At 64.0% G+C, this 17,381-nt stretch carries 19 protein-coding genes and 1 tRNA gene; 11 read left to right on the top strand and 9 right to left on the bottom strand.

The genetic code is table 11. The features are described 5' to 3' along the window. Positions 1-4: 4 nt before the first annotated feature. Both AC0L2R_RS26460 and AC0L2R_RS26455 read right to left on the bottom strand, forming a co-directional pair. Positions 5-1,573 carry an alkaline phosphatase D family protein gene (locus tag AC0L2R_RS26460; protein ID WP_473512390.1) on the bottom strand — a complete coding sequence of 523 codons (1,569 nt, stop codon included), beginning with the start codon at positions 1,571-1,573 and terminating at the stop codon, positions 5-7. Positions 1,574-1,850: 277 nt separating this feature from the next. Next, positions 1,851-3,134: an MFS transporter gene (locus AC0L2R_RS26455; protein ID WP_473512388.1), complete on the bottom strand. Its 1,284-nt coding sequence runs from the start codon at positions 3,132-3,134 to the stop codon at positions 1,851-1,853. An 81-nt stretch (positions 3,135-3,215) separates the two neighbouring features. Here AC0L2R_RS26455 and AC0L2R_RS26450 point away from each other — a divergent pair, with 81 nt between their 5' ends. After that, positions 3,216-3,815 carry a TetR/AcrR family transcriptional regulator gene (locus AC0L2R_RS26450; protein WP_473512386.1) on the top strand — a complete coding sequence of 200 codons (600 nt, stop codon included), beginning with the start codon at positions 3,216-3,218 and terminating at the stop codon, positions 3,813-3,815. A gap of 45 nt (positions 3,816-3,860) precedes the next feature. Continuing rightward, the gene (locus tag AC0L2R_RS26445; protein WP_473512384.1) at positions 3,861-4,454 is read left to right on the top strand and encodes a hypothetical protein; all 594 of its coding nucleotides are present in this window, start codon (positions 3,861-3,863) and stop codon (positions 4,452-4,454) included. Between the two features lie 245 nt (positions 4,455-4,699). Here the strand turns inward: AC0L2R_RS26445 and ppa are convergent, their stop codons facing one another. From ppa to AC0L2R_RS26420, 5 genes are all read right to left on the bottom strand, one after another. Then, a complete protein-coding gene (gene ppa, locus AC0L2R_RS26440; RefSeq protein ID WP_023800478.1) occupies positions 4,700-5,233 on the bottom strand; it encodes an inorganic diphosphatase in 534 nt (177 codons plus the stop codon). Positions 5,234-5,345: 112 nt separating this feature from the next. Continuing rightward, positions 5,346-5,852: a GNAT family N-acetyltransferase gene (locus AC0L2R_RS26435; RefSeq protein WP_023800479.1), complete on the bottom strand. Its 507-nt coding sequence runs from the start codon at positions 5,850-5,852 to the stop codon at positions 5,346-5,348. 116 nt (positions 5,853-5,968) lie between these two features. Then, positions 5,969-6,607, bottom strand: coding sequence for a TPM domain-containing protein (locus AC0L2R_RS26430; RefSeq protein WP_473512383.1), 639 nt, complete (start codon positions 6,605-6,607; stop codon positions 5,969-5,971). A gap of 8 nt (positions 6,608-6,615) precedes the next feature. Further along, the gene (locus tag AC0L2R_RS26425; protein WP_419695139.1) at positions 6,616-7,443 is read right to left on the bottom strand and encodes a TPM domain-containing protein; all 828 of its coding nucleotides are present in this window, start codon (positions 7,441-7,443) and stop codon (positions 6,616-6,618) included. Between the two features lie 88 nt (positions 7,444-7,531). Beyond that, complete coding sequence (locus tag AC0L2R_RS26420; protein ID WP_473512381.1) at positions 7,532-8,164, bottom strand: LemA family protein; 633 nt, start codon at positions 8,162-8,164, stop codon at positions 7,532-7,534. Between the two features lie 161 nt (positions 8,165-8,325). On the opposite strand from AC0L2R_RS26420, the gene AC0L2R_RS26415 reads away from it, so the two are divergent. From AC0L2R_RS26415 to AC0L2R_RS26390, 6 genes are all read left to right on the top strand, one after another. Further along, positions 8,326-8,568 (top strand): hypothetical protein, encoded by a 243-nt coding sequence (locus AC0L2R_RS26415; RefSeq protein WP_473512380.1) that lies wholly within the window; start codon positions 8,326-8,328, stop codon positions 8,566-8,568. Positions 8,569-8,575: 7 nt separating this feature from the next. Next, on the top strand, positions 8,576-9,460 hold the full coding sequence (gene pdxY / locus AC0L2R_RS26410; protein WP_473512379.1) for a pyridoxal kinase PdxY: 885 nt from the start codon (positions 8,576-8,578) through the stop codon (positions 9,458-9,460). Further along, the gene (locus AC0L2R_RS26405) at positions 9,457-10,233 is read left to right on the top strand and encodes a DUF429 domain-containing protein (protein WP_473512378.1); all 777 of its coding nucleotides are present in this window, start codon (positions 9,457-9,459) and stop codon (positions 10,231-10,233) included. Before pdxY ends, AC0L2R_RS26405 begins: the two co-directional genes overlap by 4 nt. A 154-nt stretch (positions 10,234-10,387) precedes the next feature. Then, positions 10,388-11,032, top strand: coding sequence for a carbonic anhydrase (locus AC0L2R_RS26400; protein ID WP_023800486.1), 645 nt, complete (start codon positions 10,388-10,390; stop codon positions 11,030-11,032). 9 nt (positions 11,033-11,041) lie between these two features. Next, positions 11,042-11,452 (top strand): nuclear transport factor 2 family protein, encoded by a 411-nt coding sequence (locus tag AC0L2R_RS26395; protein WP_473512377.1) that lies wholly within the window; start codon positions 11,042-11,044, stop codon positions 11,450-11,452. A 114-nt stretch (positions 11,453-11,566) separates the two neighbouring features. Further along, positions 11,567-13,621 carry a M3 family metallopeptidase gene (locus tag AC0L2R_RS26390; RefSeq protein WP_473512375.1) on the top strand — a complete coding sequence of 685 codons (2,055 nt, stop codon included), beginning with the start codon at positions 11,567-11,569 and terminating at the stop codon, positions 13,619-13,621. A gap of 290 nt (positions 13,622-13,911) precedes the next feature. Here AC0L2R_RS26390 and AC0L2R_RS26385 read toward each other — a convergent pair whose 3' ends face one another. Further along, a complete protein-coding gene (locus AC0L2R_RS26385) occupies positions 13,912-14,226 on the bottom strand; it encodes a DUF167 domain-containing protein (protein WP_473512374.1) in 315 nt (104 codons plus the stop codon). Between the two features lie 10 nt (positions 14,227-14,236). Further along, positions 14,237-14,527 carry a YggT family protein gene (locus AC0L2R_RS26380; protein WP_023800489.1) on the bottom strand — a complete coding sequence of 97 codons (291 nt, stop codon included), beginning with the start codon at positions 14,525-14,527 and terminating at the stop codon, positions 14,237-14,239. A 161-nt stretch (positions 14,528-14,688) separates the two neighbouring features. On the opposite strand from AC0L2R_RS26380, the gene AC0L2R_RS26375 reads away from it, so the two are divergent. From AC0L2R_RS26375 to AC0L2R_RS26365, 3 genes are all read left to right on the top strand, one after another. After that, positions 14,689-14,764: transfer RNA gene (locus AC0L2R_RS26375), tRNA-Ala, on the top strand. A 517-nt stretch (positions 14,765-15,281) separates the two neighbouring features. Further along, on the top strand, positions 15,282-16,196 hold the full coding sequence (locus AC0L2R_RS26370) for a sugar phosphate isomerase/epimerase family protein (protein WP_473512373.1): 915 nt from the start codon (positions 15,282-15,284) through the stop codon (positions 16,194-16,196). Between the two features lie 46 nt (positions 16,197-16,242). Beyond that, positions 16,243-17,277 carry an ABC transporter substrate-binding protein gene (locus AC0L2R_RS26365; RefSeq protein ID WP_473512372.1) on the top strand — a complete coding sequence of 345 codons (1,035 nt, stop codon included), beginning with the start codon at positions 16,243-16,245 and terminating at the stop codon, positions 17,275-17,277. The last annotated feature ends 104 nt before the right edge of the window (positions 17,278-17,381 follow it).

Genomic DNA, 17,381 nt, shown 5'->3' with positions numbered 1-17,381 from the left:
CCCCTCACGCCGAATGCACTGGGTCGAGCGTGACCTTGTAGAGTTCATTGTCGTCGCGATCCATCAGCCGCACCGTCATCTGTTCAGTGGCGCCATCGATGTCGACGAGGCCGAAGAACTGCAGGCCGGCCGAGGGTGGCAGGTTCTGCCCCTGCTCGGCGGTTGGCGCCTTGATGAATTTCAGCTCCGGGCCGAAGGTCATGTCGAAATCATTGGGTCCATAGGTGCCGGCATGGAGCGGACCCGAGACGAATTCCCAGAACGGATTGAAGTCCTGGAACTGCGCCTTGTCGGGATTGTAGTAATGCGCCGCCGTGTAGTGCACGTCGGCGGTCAGCCAGACGGTGTTGGTGATGCCGGCATTCTTTATGTAGCGAAGGAGGTCGGCAATTTCCAGTTCGCGGCCCTTGGCCGGGCCATTGTCGCCATTGCTGACGGCCTCGGCGCCGGCCTTGTTGGTGGCGTCGTTCCAGACGACGAGACCAAGCGGCATGTCGGCGGCGATGATTTTCCAGGTCGCGTTGGAGTTTGCCAGTTCGCGCTTCAGCCATTTCATCTGCTGTTCGCCGAGGACACGCGACTGCGGCGTCATCGTATCCTGCATGCCAGTACCGTTGGCGCCGCGATATGAGCGCATGTCGAGGAAGAACACTTCGAGCAGCGGCCCGTAGGCGATCTTGCGATAGACGCGGCCCGGTTCCGACGGCTCGTAGCGGATCGTCGTCATCTCGTGGAAGGCGCGTGCCGCGCGTGCCGCCAGCACATGGATGCTTTTTTCCGAGTAGCGGTCGTCGGCGCTCAGGTCCTTCGAATCCGACCAGTTGTTGACCACCTCGTGGTCGTCCCACTGGTAGAAGGTCGGGCAGATGGCGTTGAGCCCCAGCACGTTCCTGTCCATCATGTTGTACTTCCACTGGCCGCGGTACTCGTCCAGCGTCTCGGCAACCTTGCGCTTTTCGTCGATGAGGACCTTGTTCTTCCACTTGCTGCCGCCGGGAAGCTCGACCTCGTCCTTCATCGGGCCGTCGGCATAGATGGTGTCGCCGGAATGCAGGAAGAAGTCGGGCGTATGCTTGCCGATCGTGGCGTAGGTCTTCATGCCGGTGTCGTCGATGCCCCAGCCCTGGCCGGCGGTATCGCCCGACCAGGCGAAGCGGATGTCGCGTTTCGAGGCCGGCGCCGTGCGGAAGCGGCCGACGATCGGCTCGGAGACGGCGTTGATGTCGGCAAGATCGGCCGCGACCATGCGGTAGAAGATGTCCTGGTCGGAGGTGAGGTCGGTGAGCAGCCGCTTTACCGTGTAGTCGCTGGCCGGCGACGTATCGAGCGGCGCAAGGCGCAAGGGATTGGCGAAATTCTCCGTCGACGAGACTTCGAACATGACGCGCGAAGGGCGGTCGGTCCGCGTCCACACCACGCCGCTGGTTGCGTCGACATCGCCCGACTGGATGCCATGGGTGAAGGCGGGCCGCTGATTGGCGCGCGAATAATAGGGAAGCGCGAGGCCCGATACGCCGACGAGGCCGGCGGCGCTCGCCGACGTGACAAAAGCGCGGCGCGAAATCTTGTTCATGGCTGTCTCCTGGATGGCTTAAACGTCGCCGCCAAGGTCCCGCCTCAATGTTTCACGCACATCTCGAAACCATGAAGGTTTTCTGACGATCAACAGGCTGGCGAATCTCCCCCCTCGAGGGGGAGATTCGCCGAAGGCGACAGAGGGGGTCGTGTCGCGTGGAGCGCCAACCTCCTGCGTCTGCGATAAGGGGCCGAGCCCGGTCGGACCGACCCCTCTGGCCGCTTCGCGGCCATCTCCCCCTCAAGGGGGGAGATTAGCGCTCGGCAGTCACAGCTCAAGCCGCCTGCGGGTTCGGCTCGAAGGCCGGACGGCTGGTGTTGATCAACAGCGAGATGCAGGCTGCGGCTATTGCCGTCATGCCGGCGATGAGGAAGGCAAGTTCGTAATTGCCCTGCAATTCACGCATGGTGCCGCCGAAGAAGGCGGCCGCCGCTGCACCCACCTGATGGCCGGCGACGATCCAGCCGAAGACGATCGGCCCGCTGCGGTCGCCGAACGCCTCGTTCGACAGCCTGAGCGTCGGCGGCACGGTGGCGATCCAGTCCAATCCGTAGAGCACGGCGAAGATGATCAAGCTGGTCGACGAAAAGCCGGAATAAGGCAGATAGATCAGCGACAGGCCGCGGATGCCATAATAGACGCCGAGCAGCTTGCGCGGGTCGAAACGGTCGGTGAGCCAACCCGACAGCGTCGTGCCGATCAGGTCGAAGATGCCCATCAGCGACAGCAGGCCGGCGGCTTGCACCTGGCCGATGCCCATGTCGCCGCAAAACGCGATCAGGTGCGTTCCGACCAGTCCGTTGGTGGTGAAGCCACAAATGAAGAAAGTGGCGAACAGATACCAGAACACCCGCGTGCCGGCGGCGCGACGCAGCGTGCTGAGTGTGTGCATGAGGAAATTGCCCTGCGAGGCCGGCGGAACCGGCGGCACGTCGTCGGCCTCAGCGCCGTAGCGCACCATGCCGATTGAGGACGGCCGTTCCGGCACCAGCAGCCAGACCAGCGGCACCAGGCAGGCGGTGGCCACCGCAATGGCGATGGCGACAGGCTTCCAGCCGCCCGACTGGGCGAGCGCGGCGAGCAACGGCAGGAACACCAGCAGGCCGGTGGCGGCGGAGGCCGACATCAGCCCCATCACCAGGCCGCGATTGGTCTTGAACCAGCGATTGACGATGGTGGCGCCGAGCACCGTGGCGACCGCGCCGGAACCGACGCCGGAGAATACGCCCCAGGTGAGAAGCAGGTGCCACGGCTGGGTCATCAACAGGCTGAGCGCCGTAGAGCCCGACATCAGCACCAGCGACGCCAGCAGCGTGCGGCGCAGCCCGATCCGTTCCATCAGTGCCGCGGCAAACGGCCCGGTCAGGCCGTAGAGGAAGATGCCGATGGCCGCGGCGAGCGAGACGACATCGCGCCGCCAGCCGAAACTCTCCTCCAGCGGCAGCATCATGACGGCCGGCGCCGACCGCAGGCCCGCCGCGATCAGCAGGCACAGGAAAATGACGGCGACCACGACGAAAGCATAGCGCTGGCCAAACGGGCGGGATTGAGCTATCATGTTACTGACCGGTACGTTGCAATGCATGGGAGCATACGTACCGATCGGTAACATTGTCAAGCAGGCAACGGCACGTCCTAGATGAAAAGCATTGAACCAGCGATCAAAGCGGATGAACGGCCCCGCGCGGGCGAAAAAATCCTTCGCGTTGCCCGCGACCTGTTCTACCGGCAAGGCATCAGGGCGATCGGCGTCGACGAGATCGTGCGGCGCGCCGGCGTCACCAAGCCCAGCCTCTATCGCAGCTTTCCGTCCAAGGACGAATTGGCCGCGTCCTATCTGCGGCAATACGACCTCGAGTTCTGGGCCCGCTTCGACGCGGCGGTGGCTGCCCATCCTGGCGATCCGCGCGCGCAGATCGCCGCCTTCCTGACCCGCATCGGCAAACGCACGCAAAAACCCGACTATCGCGGCTGCGGCATGACCAATGCGGCCGTCGAATATCCCGAACGTGGCCACCCGGCCCGGGTGGTGAGTGAGGCCAACAAGCAGGAATTGCGCCGACGCCTGCGCGCCATGGCGGAGGCGATGGGTGCCGGCGACGCCGATACGCTAGGCGACGGGCTGCTGCTTCTGATCGAAGGCGCCTATATCAGCGGCCAGTTGTTCGGGGCCGGCGGACCGGCGAAGTCTGTGGCCCGCAATGCCGACCTGCTGATCGAAGCGAGCTTGAAGAAATAGCGATTAACGATACCGTGCGGCAGCCCCGAAACGGAGTAGCCCGCGATGCGTGCTCTTTTGCTGATCCCGCTTGCCCTTGCCGGCCTCTGCCAGCCTGCCCGGGCCGGCGACATTTCCAGCGCCTACACCGATCTCGACTGGAAGAAGGACTGCGTGACCTACGCGCAAGCGGAGGAAGGCGACGGCGACTGGGCCAGTCTCGCCTGTTCGGGCTATCGCGGCTACCCGGTGCTGATCGCCTACGACGACGCCCGCGAATCGCTGTTTTATGGTTTTCCGCCCAGCGACATGACCGCAGTCTGGGAAAGTTTTGTCGCCTTTAACACGGCTGCATCCAAACTCGAGTGGCGCATCGAGACGAACGGCGATCGCGCCGTCCCGTTTGCGGTCATCCATCGGCGCTCGATCAGCAATCCCGAGGTGGAGAACAAGCCGACCGACGTGCTGATCGTCGCCAAGGTCGGCCAACCGGAGACCTATGAAGGCTGCACCGTCGGCCTGGTGCTGGCCACCGGCAACCCCGGCGCCAACGACCAGGCCCGCAAGCTCGCCGACGAGAAGGCGCGGACCTTTGCCTGCGGCAAGGACAAGCGCGTGGTTATCGGCAACGCGCCCGCTTTCGGCCGCGTCGATAATTAGGAGCGCGTGGCATTGAAAAGTAACGTCGGTCAGCGCTGCCCCTCATTGCCCTGCCGGGCATTTCTCCCCGTATAGTGACGGGGAGAAAGACGCAGCCAATAAATGGTTTCGCCAATTACCAGCGTTGCTGAATGGGCGCCAAGGTCGAGGTCAGCGGGCTTCTCCCCGTTCACGGGGAGAAGGTGCCGGCAGGCGGAAGGGGGCGGCGCTACGCCAGCAGTTTGCTCGCAACTTCAGGCGTTCGGCTACTTGCTTGCCTTGGCCCGTTCGATCGCCTCGACGATCATCTTCTTGGCGTAGGCGGCGTCATGCCAGCCCTCGATCTTGACCCATTTGCCGGGTTCGAGATCCTTGTAGTGCTCGAAGAAGTGCTGCACCTGCTGGCGGGTGATGTCGGGCAGGTGCGTGTATTCGGTGACGTTCTCGTAGCGCAGCGTCAGCTTGGGCGACGGCACCGCAATGATCTTTTCGTCCAGGCCGGAATTGTCCTCCATCACCAGCACGCCGATCGGCCGCACATTGATGACGCAGCCCGGCACCAGCGCGCGCGTGTTGCAGACCAGCACGTCGATCGGGTCGCCGTCACCCGACAGCGTGTGCGGCACGAAGCCGTAATTGCCGGGGTAGCGCATCGAGGTGTGCAGGAAGCGGTCGACGAACAGCGTGCCGGCCTCCTTGTCCATCTCGTACTTGATCGGCTCGCCGCCGATCGGCACCTCGATGATGACGTTGATGTCCTCCGGCGGGTTCTTTCCGATGGCGATGGCTTCGATACGCATGGCTTTTGTCCCTCTTTCGATTGGAAACCGATAGCGGGCAGCGGCGCATGGTGCAATGCGGCGAATGGTACTGAAATCGGCTGAGGGTGCTGGCGAGAGGCGTGTCGAGCCGTCATTCCCAGACGAAGGCGACCTTCTTCAGAGCCTTCTGCTCGAAAACCTCGACTCCCTCGGCGACGTCGCGGCCGCCGGCGCCGGCATAGAAGGTGAGCGCGTTCTGGTTGTCCTCCAGCGCCCACACCACCATGCCTTTCAGCCCGTGGTCTGCCAGTCGCGCCCGTGCTGCCGAGAATAGCCGGCTGCCGAGCCCGATGCCCTGATATTCCGGGCGCACGTAGAGTTCGTAGATCTCGCCCTGCTGCTTGAGCTCGCGGGCGCGGTTCTTGCCGATCGTGGCGTAGCCGGCGACCTTGCCGCCGATCTCGACAACCAGGACGGTGGCGGCGCGGCGGATGGCGTTCGCCCACCAGTCGGCGCCGCGGCGGTTGATCATCGATGTCAGCGTGCGATGCGGGATGATGCCGGAGTAGGCGCCGCGCCAGGCCAGCAGGTGCACGTCGGCGATGGCGCTTGCGTCGCGCGGCTCGGCTTTCCTGATGTCGATGCTCAGCGTCTTCATGATTGGTTAACCATAAACCCGCATCGCCCGAATGCAAGAGTCCGGTCAGCGGCTCCCAAGCTTTCGCACAGACGATAGACGTGCCGTTGAGTGCTGAAAAAACCGTTCGTAGCGACTCAGATTTCGACCAGATGATCGTCGAGCTCGTTGCTGTCGCCGGAAGAAACCGGGAAATGCTCGGCCAGCACCGCAGCCGTCGCTTCGATCGCCTTGATGAAGCCGTCGGCGAGACGATCGTCGCGGGCATGCGCGGTAAGGTCGCGGACGACGCCGTCCCAAACATGCTGGCCGACGCGGCTGTCGATGCCGCTGTCGGCGATCACTTCGGCGTAGTGCTCGGCAATCGAAACGAAGACCAGCACGCCGGTGCGCGCCGTGGTGCGGTGGACGTTGCGGGCGAGGAACTGCTTTATCGCATTGGCGTGCGCGGCCTGGTAACGCAGCCGTCTCGGCACCAGGTGGATGCGCAAGCCGGGCAGCGCCCACAACAGCACAAGCACCGAGGCCATCGCCAGAAGCTGGGCGATGACGAAATGCGGCAAGCGGATCGACAGCCACCACGCTTCCAGCCCGTAGCTGACGGCGAGGCTGACGACGAGCATCGCCAGCGTCGCCATGAAGGCCGCCGGAAAGAAATAGCCGTCGCTGGCATAGGCGACCACGCAGTAGATTTCGCCGTCGGTCTTCGATTCGGCAACGCGGATCGCTTTGGCGATGCGGTCATGGTCCTCGCGGCTGATCGGTCGAGTTGCCATGTCGTGTCTCACCAGCTTCCTGAAGATCCGCCGCCACCGGACGAGCCGCCGCCGCCCGAAAACCCGCCACCGCCTGAGCCTCCTCCGCCCGACGACCAGCCTCCCCCGCCGGACGACCAGCCGCCAGAAGATTGCCGGCCCGGCTCGAAGGTCATGCCCAGCCAGCGATAGCGACCGGGGCCGAGTTTCCGGCCGAAGATCGGCGGCAGGATCGAGGCGGCGATGCTGCCGAAGAAGATGATCGCCCAGATGCTTATGAAGATCGCAAAGAACAGATCGTCGGTGTTGAATGGCGGCTGCTGGTTGCGGGTCCCGCGCGCTTCCAGCTCTTCCGGATTGCCTTCCAGCACCATGACCATGTCGTCGACGGCCTTCATTATGCCGCCGGAGAAATCGCCGGCGCGGAAGGCCGGCACCATGTCGTTTTCGATGATCAGCCTGGTGTGCAGGTCGGTCAGCGTGCCTTCCAGCCCGTAGCCGACCTCGATGCGCATCTTGCGGTCGTCTTTGGCGACCAGCAAAAGCACGCCATTGTCCTCGCCGGCCTGGCCGAGCTTCCAGGCGCGGAACAGCCGGTTGGCGTAGGGCTCGATTTCCTCGCCGTCGAGGCCAGGAAGCGTCGCGACGACGATCTGGTCAGAGCTCTCGGCCTCGAAATCCGCAAGCTTGCGGGTCAGCGCCGCTTCGGTTGCGGCATCGATGATGCCGGCATTGTCGACGACCCGCCCGGTCAGGGCAGGCAATTCGGCGGCAAGGGTGGCGAGGGGGAGGAAGAGGGCTAAGTAGAGAAGGGCTAGAGCAACCGGCAGGAATGCAAGGCTGGCGTTCCGTCCCACCCCCCTCTGTCCTGCCGGACTGTCCGGCAGGACAGAGGGGGGTGGGACGGAGTACAAGGCCAATGGAACTGCGCTCGCCAAGCGCCGATCACTCACCCTGCTGCGTGCCGAAATCGACCTTCGGCGTCTGCATCTTGTCTTCCTCGATGGTGAAATTGGCGAATGGCTGATTGTCGCGGAACCACAGGGTCGCCCAAATCACCGACGGGAAGGTCCTCAGCGTCAGATTGTACTCCCGCACCGCCTCGATATAGTCGCGGCGGGCGACCGAGATGCGGTTCTCGGTGCCTTCGAGCTGCGCCTGCAGCGCCAGAAAATTCTGGTTGGCCTTGAGGTCGGGATAATTCTCCACCACTGCCAGCAACCGCGACAGCGCGCTGGTCAGGCCGGCTTGACTATCCTGGAATCTCTTGACCGCTTCCGGATCGCTCAGCGTCTCGGGCGTCACCGTCACTTGCGTCGCCTTCGCGCGCGCCTCGACCACGGCATCGAGCGTCTCCTTCTCATGCGCCGCATAGCCCTTGACCGTCTCGACCAGGTTGGGAATGAGATCGGCGCGGCGCTGGTACTGGTTCAGCACCTGGCTCCATGCGGCCTTGGCGTTTTCCTCCGCCGTCGGAATTGTGTTGTAGCCGCAGCCGGCCAGCAGCGGCAGCACGATCGCCATCATCAGCAAGGCTGGCAGGTTGCGGAAGACGAAAGGGGAGGAAAGGGCAGGCATGGAAAATCCCTCAACAAGACTGACGGGCGAAGCATTACCACAATCCGCGCGCAAGAACATGACCTCAACCTGGGGCGCTGCTGGTGCTTTGGCATTCACTCTCAGGCCCTGTGATTGACCGGGCGAACAGGTTAAAGTCGCTGCGAAAACAGGGCATAGCCATGGCGGGACGCCAGGACAGCGACGACGAATCGCGCCGCATCATCGAGCGCGTGGCAAGTGAAACCGACCCGGCCTCGTCCGTTGCGCGGACGGCCAAGGGCGCGCGCGATCACGTCACTGCTGCAGACGCCGACCGGGCGGACCCGATCGAATATTGGGGCACGCGCATCGGCCGGGCGCTGGGGCTCATTGTCGGCATTGGCCTGTTGATCTGGCTCGTGCTTTTCATCATCCAGGGTTAGGAACCTCGTGAGCACCGAAGAATCCGACGCGCCGCGCGCGGTCATCGTCATTTCCAGCCATGTCGCGCGCGGCTCGGTCGGCAACCGCGCCGCGGTCTTTGCGTTGGAGACGCTGGGCTTTCCGGTGTGGGCGGTGCCGACCGTCATCCTGCCCTGGCATCCGGGCCATGGACGGGCGACGCGCATCGTGCCGCCGCTCGATCAATTCAGGGCGCTGATGGCCGATCTCGAGCGCGCGCCATGGCTCGGCGAGGTCGGCGCGGTGCTGTCCGGCTATCTCGGCGAAGGCGGCCAGGCCGACGCCGTCGCCTCGCTGGTCGGCGCGGTCAAGGCGAAGACGCCGGACGCCGTCTATATCTGCGACCCGGTGATGGGCGATTCGGGCGGGCTCTATGTGCCGGAGACGACCGCCATCGCGATGCGTGACCGGCTGATGCCGATCGCCGACATCGCCACGCCCAACCGCTACGAGCTGGAGTGGATGGCGGGAGCGCCGCTGCCCGACCTCCAAGCGGTGATGGCGGCCGCCCTTCAGGCCGAGCCGTCGACCATGCTGGTCACGTCGGCGCCGGCGATGATGGCCGGCGGTACCGGCAATCTGCTGCTCAACGGCAACCAGGCGCTGCTCGCCGAGCATCGCCTCATCGACAAGCCGCCCAATGGCCTCGGCGACCTGACGGCGGCCGTCTATCTGGCGCGCATCCTGTCCGGCCAGCCGGCGATCAAGGCACTGCAGTCGACCACGACGGCGGTCTACGAGATCCTGGCGCGCACCGCCAAGCGCGGCGGCGACGAATTGCAGCTCGAAACCGATGCACAGAGCCTGTCGCACCCGATGGCCATGGTGCAGCTTCGCCATCTCCTGCATCCGGGGCGGGACAAAAGAGCGTGACCGTTGTCGGCGTCGACGGCTGCAAGGCCGGCTGGATCGCCGTTCGCCGCGATCCCGGTTCGACACCTCGTAACCCGGGCGCAGCCCCCTCGGTAGCCGTTTTTCCAAGCTTCGCAGCACTGCTCGACGCATTGCCCGCCGAGGCGACAGTCGCCGTCGACATGCCGATCGGCCTGCCCGATGTTTCGCAAAAGGGCGGCCGCGGGCCCGAAGCTCTGGTGCGGCCGCTGCTTGGCAACAGGCAATCGAGTGTCTTCGCCATCCCCTCGCGTGCGGCGCTTTATGCGCATACGGACGGCTTCACTACGATCGAGGCCTGGCATGCCGCGCATCGCCAGGCAAGCGAAGTGGCCAAGGCGACCTCCAATCCGCCGCGCGGCGTCTCGATCCAGGCTTTTGGCATCTTTGCCAAGATCCGCGAGGTCGATGCGGTTCTGATCGCGCGTCCCGAACTGCGCCGCCGCGTCTTCGAATCGCATCCGGAAGTCGCTTTCTGCCGGCTGAACGACGACCAGGCGATGCGCCTGCCGAAGAAGATCAAGGGCGCCGTCAACCCGGCCGGCATGGCGGAACGCAAGGCGCTGCTTTGCCGGCACGGTTATTTCAGGGGCTTTCTCGACCGGACGCCGCCGCGAGGCGCCGCTGCCGACGACTTTCTCGATGCCGCAGCGATGATGCTGATCGCCGGTCGCATCGCCAGCGGCGAGGCAAGGCCGTTTCCGGATCCGCCGCTCGCCGACCGTTTTGGTATCCCTGTCGCCATTTGGGCGTGAATCTCCTCGGCCCATCTATCGGCGAGGCAATCGCATTGGCGAATGGCAACCACGTCCTTCGCGATTCGGCATTGCTCGCGACCGGCTTTTGCCGCTAGAGCCTTCCTGACCTACAGAGCTGCCGCCTAACCCGGAAAGGCTCCAGACGCCGCCAATGCCTCATCTCCCAGACCATCTGCTCACCGGCTACCGCAATTTCATGAGTGGCCGCTATCTCGCCGAAAGCGGACGCTATCGCTCGCTTGCTCGCGAGGGCCAGGCCCCCGAAACGATGATCATTGCTTGCTGCGACTCCCGCGCGGCTCCCGAGGCGATCTTCGACGCTGGTCCCGGCGAACTCTTCGTGCTGCGCAATGTCGGCAATCTGGTGCCGCCCTATGCGCCCGACGACCAGTTCCACTCGACCTCGGCCGCGCTCGAGTTCGCCGTGCAGAGCCTCAAGGTCAAGAACATCGTGGTGATGGGCCATGGCCGCTGCGGCGGCATCCGCGCAGCACTCGACAGTACCGCAGCGCCCTTGTCGCCCGGCGACTTCATCGGCAAGTGGATGAGCCTGATTGCGCCGGCGGCCGAGACCGTTTCGTCCAGCACCTTCATGACGGCGACCGAGCGCCAGACCGCGCTCGAGCGCATTTCGATCCGCTATTCGATCGCCAATCTCAGGACCTTTCCCTGCGTCTCGATCCTGGAAGGCAAGGGACGGCTGTCGCTGCACGGCGCCTGGTTCGACATCTCGACCGGCGAACTCTGGGTGATGAACAAGGACACCGGCGACTTCGAGCGGCCGGAGATGACGTAGGAGGGTTGCATGGCATGCCGTTCGATCGCTTTGGCCGCAGCGGCGCTGCTGTTTTCAGTCATGTCCGCCGGCGCCGACGACGGCGCGCTCATCAGCCGCTGGTATGCGGCGCTGCTGGTCGCCGATCGCACGGAACTGTCGGATCTGCTTGCCGACGACGTCCGGATAAAACTCGACGATCTCGGCGTCGTGCAGACCAAGCAGGAGTTCATCGCCTCCATCGACGACTGGGAGGGCGCCGTCGCCGGGGCTGAAATCCGGCATCGGATCGAGAAGACCGAAGGCGGCGTCACCACGGTGATCGCCTGCTATGATTTCCCCAACAACGACGTGCTGATGCAGGAAACCTTCGCGATCGCCGACAACCGCATCACTGCCAGCTCGCAGGCGGCGATCGCCGAAAACTGCGATAGCTACTGACCAGCCGCGATATTGCGTGCGGCAAGCCGGCGCCTTACATCGGTGACGATCCGCCTCATCCCGCCACGCAGCGAAAGCCCCTCACTTAGCGAAAGCCCCTCACTTAACGGAAGAATGCCCATGCCGTCCGCCGTCGACCTCGCCGCCCATCCGCTCACCACCTGGCAAGGGCCGCTCGGTCTGCCCGATTTCACCCGCATCGGCGACGGCGATTTTTCCGGGGTTTTCGATGCGGCATTGGCGGCGCATGAGGCCGAGATCGAGGCGATATCAGGCAATGCCGAGACCCCGACCATCGAGAATACGCTTGCAGCGCTCGAGCTTGGCGGCGAGGCGCTCGACCATGTCTCGTCGATCTTCTGGTGCCGGGCCGGCGCCCACACCAACGAGGCGATCCAGGCGCTGGAGCGCGAGATCTCGCCAAAGATGTCGCGGCATTTCTCGGCGATCTCGATGAACGAGAGGCTGTTTGCCCGCATCGACGATCTCTACCAGCGCCGCGACTCCCTGAAGCTCGATGCCGAAACGCTGCGGGTGCTGGAAAAGACCTGGAAGAATTTCGTCCGTTCCGGCGCCAGGCTCGACGCCGAGGGCAAGAAACGGCTGGCGGCGATCAATGAGGAGCTGTCGTCGCTCGGCACGAATTTCGGCCAGAACCTGCTTGCCGACGAGCGCGACTGGGCGCTGTTCCTCGATGAGGCCGACCTTGCCGGCCTGCCGGAATTCCTGAAAAGTGCGATGGCGGAGGCCGCCGAGATGCGCGGCCAGAAGGGCCGCTATGCCGTCACCCTGTCGCGCTCGATCTACGAGCCGTTCTCGACCTTCTCCGAACGCCGCGACCTGCGCGAGATCGCCTTCCGCGCCTTCACCATGCGCGGCCAGAACGGTGGCGCCACCGACAACACCACCGTGGTGCGCGATATGCTGCGTCTGCGTGCCGAAAAGGCGAAGCTGCTCGGCTACGCTTCCTACGCCGCGCTGAAGCTCGACGACACCATGGCAAAGACGCCCGAGGCGGTGCATACGCTGCTCGACCCGGTCTGGAAAAAGGCGGTGGAAAAGGCCGCAAGCGATCAGATCGAATTGCAGCGGCTGGCGGCCGAGGCCGGCAGCAACGAAGAATTCGCCGCCTGGGACTGGCGCTTCTATCAGGAGAAGCTGCGCGCCGAGAAGTTTGCCTTCGACGAGGCCGAGCTGAAGCCCTATCTGCAGCTCGACCGCATCATCGACGCCTGTTTCGACGTGGCGACAAAATTGTTCGGCATCAGCTTCGAGGAGAAGCAAGGCATTGCCACCTGGCATCCGGACGCGCGCGTTTTCATCGTCAGGAATGCCGACGGCAGCGAGCGCGGGCTGTTCCTGGCCGACTATTTCGCGCGGCCCTCAAAGCGCTCCGGCGCCTGGATGAGCGCGCTGAAATCCGGCTACAAGCTTGGCGATGGCTCCAGGCCGGTCATCTACAACATCATGAATTTCGCCAAGCCGCCGGAGGGCGAGACAGCGCTTTTGTCGGTCGATGAGGCCAAAACCCTGTTCCACGAATTCGGTCATGCCCTGCATGGCATGCTGACCGAGGTCACCTGGCCGTCGGTCGCGGGCACCTCGGTCAGCCGCGATTTCGTCGAACTGCCCTCGCAACTCTACGAGCACTGGCTGACGGTGCCAGCGGTGCTGGAAAAGCATGCGCTGCACGTGAAGACCGGCAAACCGATGCCGAAGGCGCTGGTCGACAAGATGCTGGCGGCGCGCACCTTCGGCGCCGGCTTCGCCACGGTCGAGTTCACCGCCTCGGCCTTGATCGACATGGCCTACCACGCGCGGCCGGACGCGCCGGACGAGCCGCTTCGTTTCGAAGCCGAAACGCTCGAGAGGCTCAACATGCCCGACACCATCGCCATGCGCCACCGCACCCCGCATTTCGGCCACATCTTTGCCGGCGACGGCTATTCGGCCGGCTACTATTCCTACATGTGGTCGGAGGTCCTCGACGCCGACGCCTTCGCCGCCTTCGAGGAGACGGGCGACCTGTTCAATCCGGCGCTGGCCGAGCGGCTCAGGAAAAACATCTATGCCGCCGGCGGTTCCAAGGACCCGGAAGAGCTCTACACCGCCTTCCGCGGCAAGATGCCGTCGCCCGAAGCGATGATGGCCAAGCGCGGGCTGGTCTGAAGGCCGAAGCGCCAATCTTGTCCCTCGTGGACAGGGCAATCGCAGGTGGATTCTTGCGAAGGTGGACCCCCACCCTAACCCTCCCCACAAGGGAGGGAACGCTGCCGCGCGCCCTTACTTCCGCCGAAAGCAGCCAATTTGCCCGAGGTCAGCGCCAGCGGAAGTCTCCCTCCCCCTTGTGGGGAGGGTTAGGGGTGGGGGTACATCGTAGAGCGAAAGCCTCGGCTTTCCACCTGCGATAGCCCTGTCCCTGTGGGGGAGATGGCAAGTCTTGGCAAAGAGGGGCAGGTTCAAGCGCTGCCCAGCGCCTCGACGCATCTCGCCAGCGCCGCCGGATCGCCTGATATGCGCAGCGTCTTCAGCCGCGCCGTGCCGCCCGCGATGACCGAGACGGCCGATCGCGGCACGCCCAGCGCCTTGGCGACCAGCCGTTCGAGCGCCTGGTTGGCGGCGCCGTTTTCCGGCACGGCACGGACGCGCGCCTTCAGATGGCTTCGCCCGTCTGCCGAAATCTCGATGCCTTCGAGCCTGTCCATCGCCGCTTTCGGCGTCAGCCGGACGAACAGGTCGACGCCGTCGTTACGCGGGCGAAACGGCCCGGTCATGGAACCGCCGTCAGACGACCAGCGGCGCCACCGTGGTGAGCAGGAACTGCCGCAGGAAGAACAGGATCAAAAGCAGGATGATCGGCGAAATATCGATGCCGCCGAGATCGGGCAGGAAGCGACGGATCGGCCGCAGCGCCGGCTCGGTCAGCCGGAACAGCATGTTGCTGACGCTATCGACGAACTGGTTGCGCGAGTTGACGACGTTGAAGGCGTAGAGCCAGGAGAAAATCGCCGAAGCGATGATGATCCACCAATAAATGTCAAGCGCCAGGACAATGGTCTGAATGAGGGCTATCATGCCGGTCTCCGATTGTTGCCGACATGTAGCCATTGCAGGCGGAGGCGGCAAGAGCCAGCTTCGCGGCACGGCAGGCCGGTGGCTGGCCGCCCGGCTTTTGGGCAAAACGCCGTCTTGACAGGAAACCGCCGCGCCCGATAAATGCGCCCATTCCGCTGGACGGGGCTGTAGCTCAGCTGGGAGAGCGCGTCGTTCGCAATGACGAGGTCAGGAGTTCGATCCTCCTCAGCTCCACCAGCGGATTTTTACCTCAGTAAAATCAAGAAGATAGCTGTACCGGCACCCCGAACGCGCTCTGGCGGGCTTTTGAGCTTGGGGCTTAAACCTGGCCATCAAGCCATTCCCGCAGATCGGGGTCCTCGTGACCTTCAGGGATAGGCGGTCTCGTTCTGACGTACCAGATCACGCCAAATCCAACTGCCGCCCACGCGCCAGCAACCACGAATGTGATGATGTCAGTCACTTCAAACCCCTAAGCCCGACACATCATTAGCTCGACCGAAATCGCCCCACAAGAGCAAAATCAGGTCGTTGCGGGAGTGGGCTGGTGCCCAGCCAAGGGAAGTCCTGTTGTTGTCAGACGCCTAACTAAATCCAGCCGTTCCGCACGGCTGTCACAGCCGTTCACGATGGCCGGCTCTGCGACGATCCGGTGGCATTCGTCAGACAGGTTTGCGCATTGCCGGCGGCGACACGGTTGAAGCGGCCTGCACAATCGGCATAGTAGGCCGGTCGTGAACCACGGGAGGGCCACATGAAGCTCGGATTGCTCACCGCACCGTTTGCCGACACCCCGCTTGGCGAGGTCGCCGACTGGGCAAGTTCTGCCGGCTTCGAGGCGCTGGAGATCGCCTGCTGGCCGAAATCCTCAGGCGCAGCCCGGCGCTATGCCGGCACCAGCCATATCGACGCCGCCTCGACCTCGGCCTCGCAGGCCAAGGAAATCGCCGCCGCACTGGCGGAAGAGAACCTGTCGATCTCCGGCCTCGGCTTTTATCCCAATCCGCTGCATCCCGATGCCGCCCACCGCAAGGTCGTCGTCGATCATTTGAAGAAGGTGATCGTGCTGGCGAGCCATATGGGCCTGCCTGTCGTCAACACCTTCTGCGGCGGCGACGCCTCAAAAACCATCGACGCCAACTGGCAAGAGGCACTCAAACTGTGGCCCGATATCATCGCCCATGCGCGCGACAACGGCGTCAAGCTGGCTTTTGAGAACTGCCCGATGATCTTCAGCTACGACGAATGGCCGGGCGGCCACAACATCGCCTATTCGCCCTATATCTGGCGCCGCATCCTCGATGCCTGGGGCGGCGACGTCGGCATGAATTTCGACCCGTCGCATCTGGTCTGGCAGATGATCGACCAGGCCCGCTTCATCAAAGAGTTCGGCCCGTACATGCTGCATGTCCATGCCAAGGACCTGATGATCGATCATGATGGGCTTTACGAGCGCGGCATCCTCTCGGCCGGCATGGGCTGGCAGGTGCCGCGCATGCCGGGGCTTGGCGATGTCGACTGGAATGTGATCTTCTCCGGCCTCTATCGCGTCGGCTACGACGGAGCCATCATCATCGAACACGAGGACCGGCGCTTTGAAGGAAGCGACGACGAGATCAAGCGCGGCTTTCTACTCGCCCGCGACGTGCTGCGCCCCTTCGTGAAATGAGGCCCCTTTTCGAACTGAACTGAAAACAAGGTGGAGGAAGACTGAAATGAAAAAATATCTGGCGATGGTCTCGCTGCTCGCCGGCGCGGCGTTTCTGGCTTCGGTGGGCGTCTCGTCTGCAGAAGCCAAATACACGATCGGCGTCTCCAACACGGTGCAGGGCAATGGCTGGCGCGAGGAGATGATCTGCGCCATCAAGGCGCAGGCGCTCGCCTCCGGCGAGGTCACCAAGCTCAACATCGCCCATCGCAACACCGACGCCGCCGGCCAGCTCGAGGACATCCGCAACCTGATCAGCGCCAAGGTCAACGCTATCGTCGTCAACCCGGCCGATCCCGCCGGCATCAAGTCAGCGCTCGAGGAAGCCACCAAGGCCGGCATCGTCGTCGTCGCCGTCGACCAGGCGGTCACCGAGCCTTCGGCCTACATCATCTCCAACAACCAGGAACAGTACGCCTATCTCGGCGCCAAATGGCTGTTCCAGCAGATCGGCGGCAAGGGCGACGTCGTCTATATGCGTGGTGCCGCCGGCGCCTCGGCCGACAGCGACCGCGACAAGGGTTTCAAGAAGGCGCTCGCCGAATTCCCCAACGTCAAGGTCGTGCATGAGGTCTTCACCGGCTGGCAGCAGGACCAGGGCAAGCAGCAGATCCTCGATTTCATCGCCACCGGATCGCCGTTCAACGGCATCTGGACCTCAGGCATCGACAATGTGATCGTCGACGCGCTGGTCGAGTCGCAGACGCCGCTGGTGCCGGTGGTCGGCGCCGACAATGCCGGCTTCGTCGGCCAGTTGAACTCGGTCGAAGGCCTCGTCGGCGCGGCGGTGACCAATCCTGGTTCAATCGGCGGTGCCGGCGTGACGCTGGCCCTGCAGATCCTGAACGGCAAGAAGCCGGCGGAGCAGACCGTGCTGGTCGAGCCGCAGCTGTGGGAGAACGCCACCGAAGAGGGCAAGGCCAAGCTGAAGAGCGTAGCCGATCCGTCGCTGAGCCCGGAATGGCCGGTCTCGATCTCCATCCCGGAGTGGACCACCTACACCAAGGAGCAGATCATCGCCTGCAAGGGCCCGGGCGAGTAATGATCGCTGCCGCGCTTCCTCCTTCTCGCCTTGTGGGAGAAGGTGGATCGGCGCGCAGCGCCGAGACGGATGAGGGGTGTTGGACGAATGAGACGTTGGTGTTC

The organism is Mesorhizobium sp. WSM4820 (genome assembly GCF_055811075.1).
The sequence above is the reverse complement of the archived record's forward strand: the minus strand, read 5'-3'. Positions and strand labels throughout refer to the sequence as shown.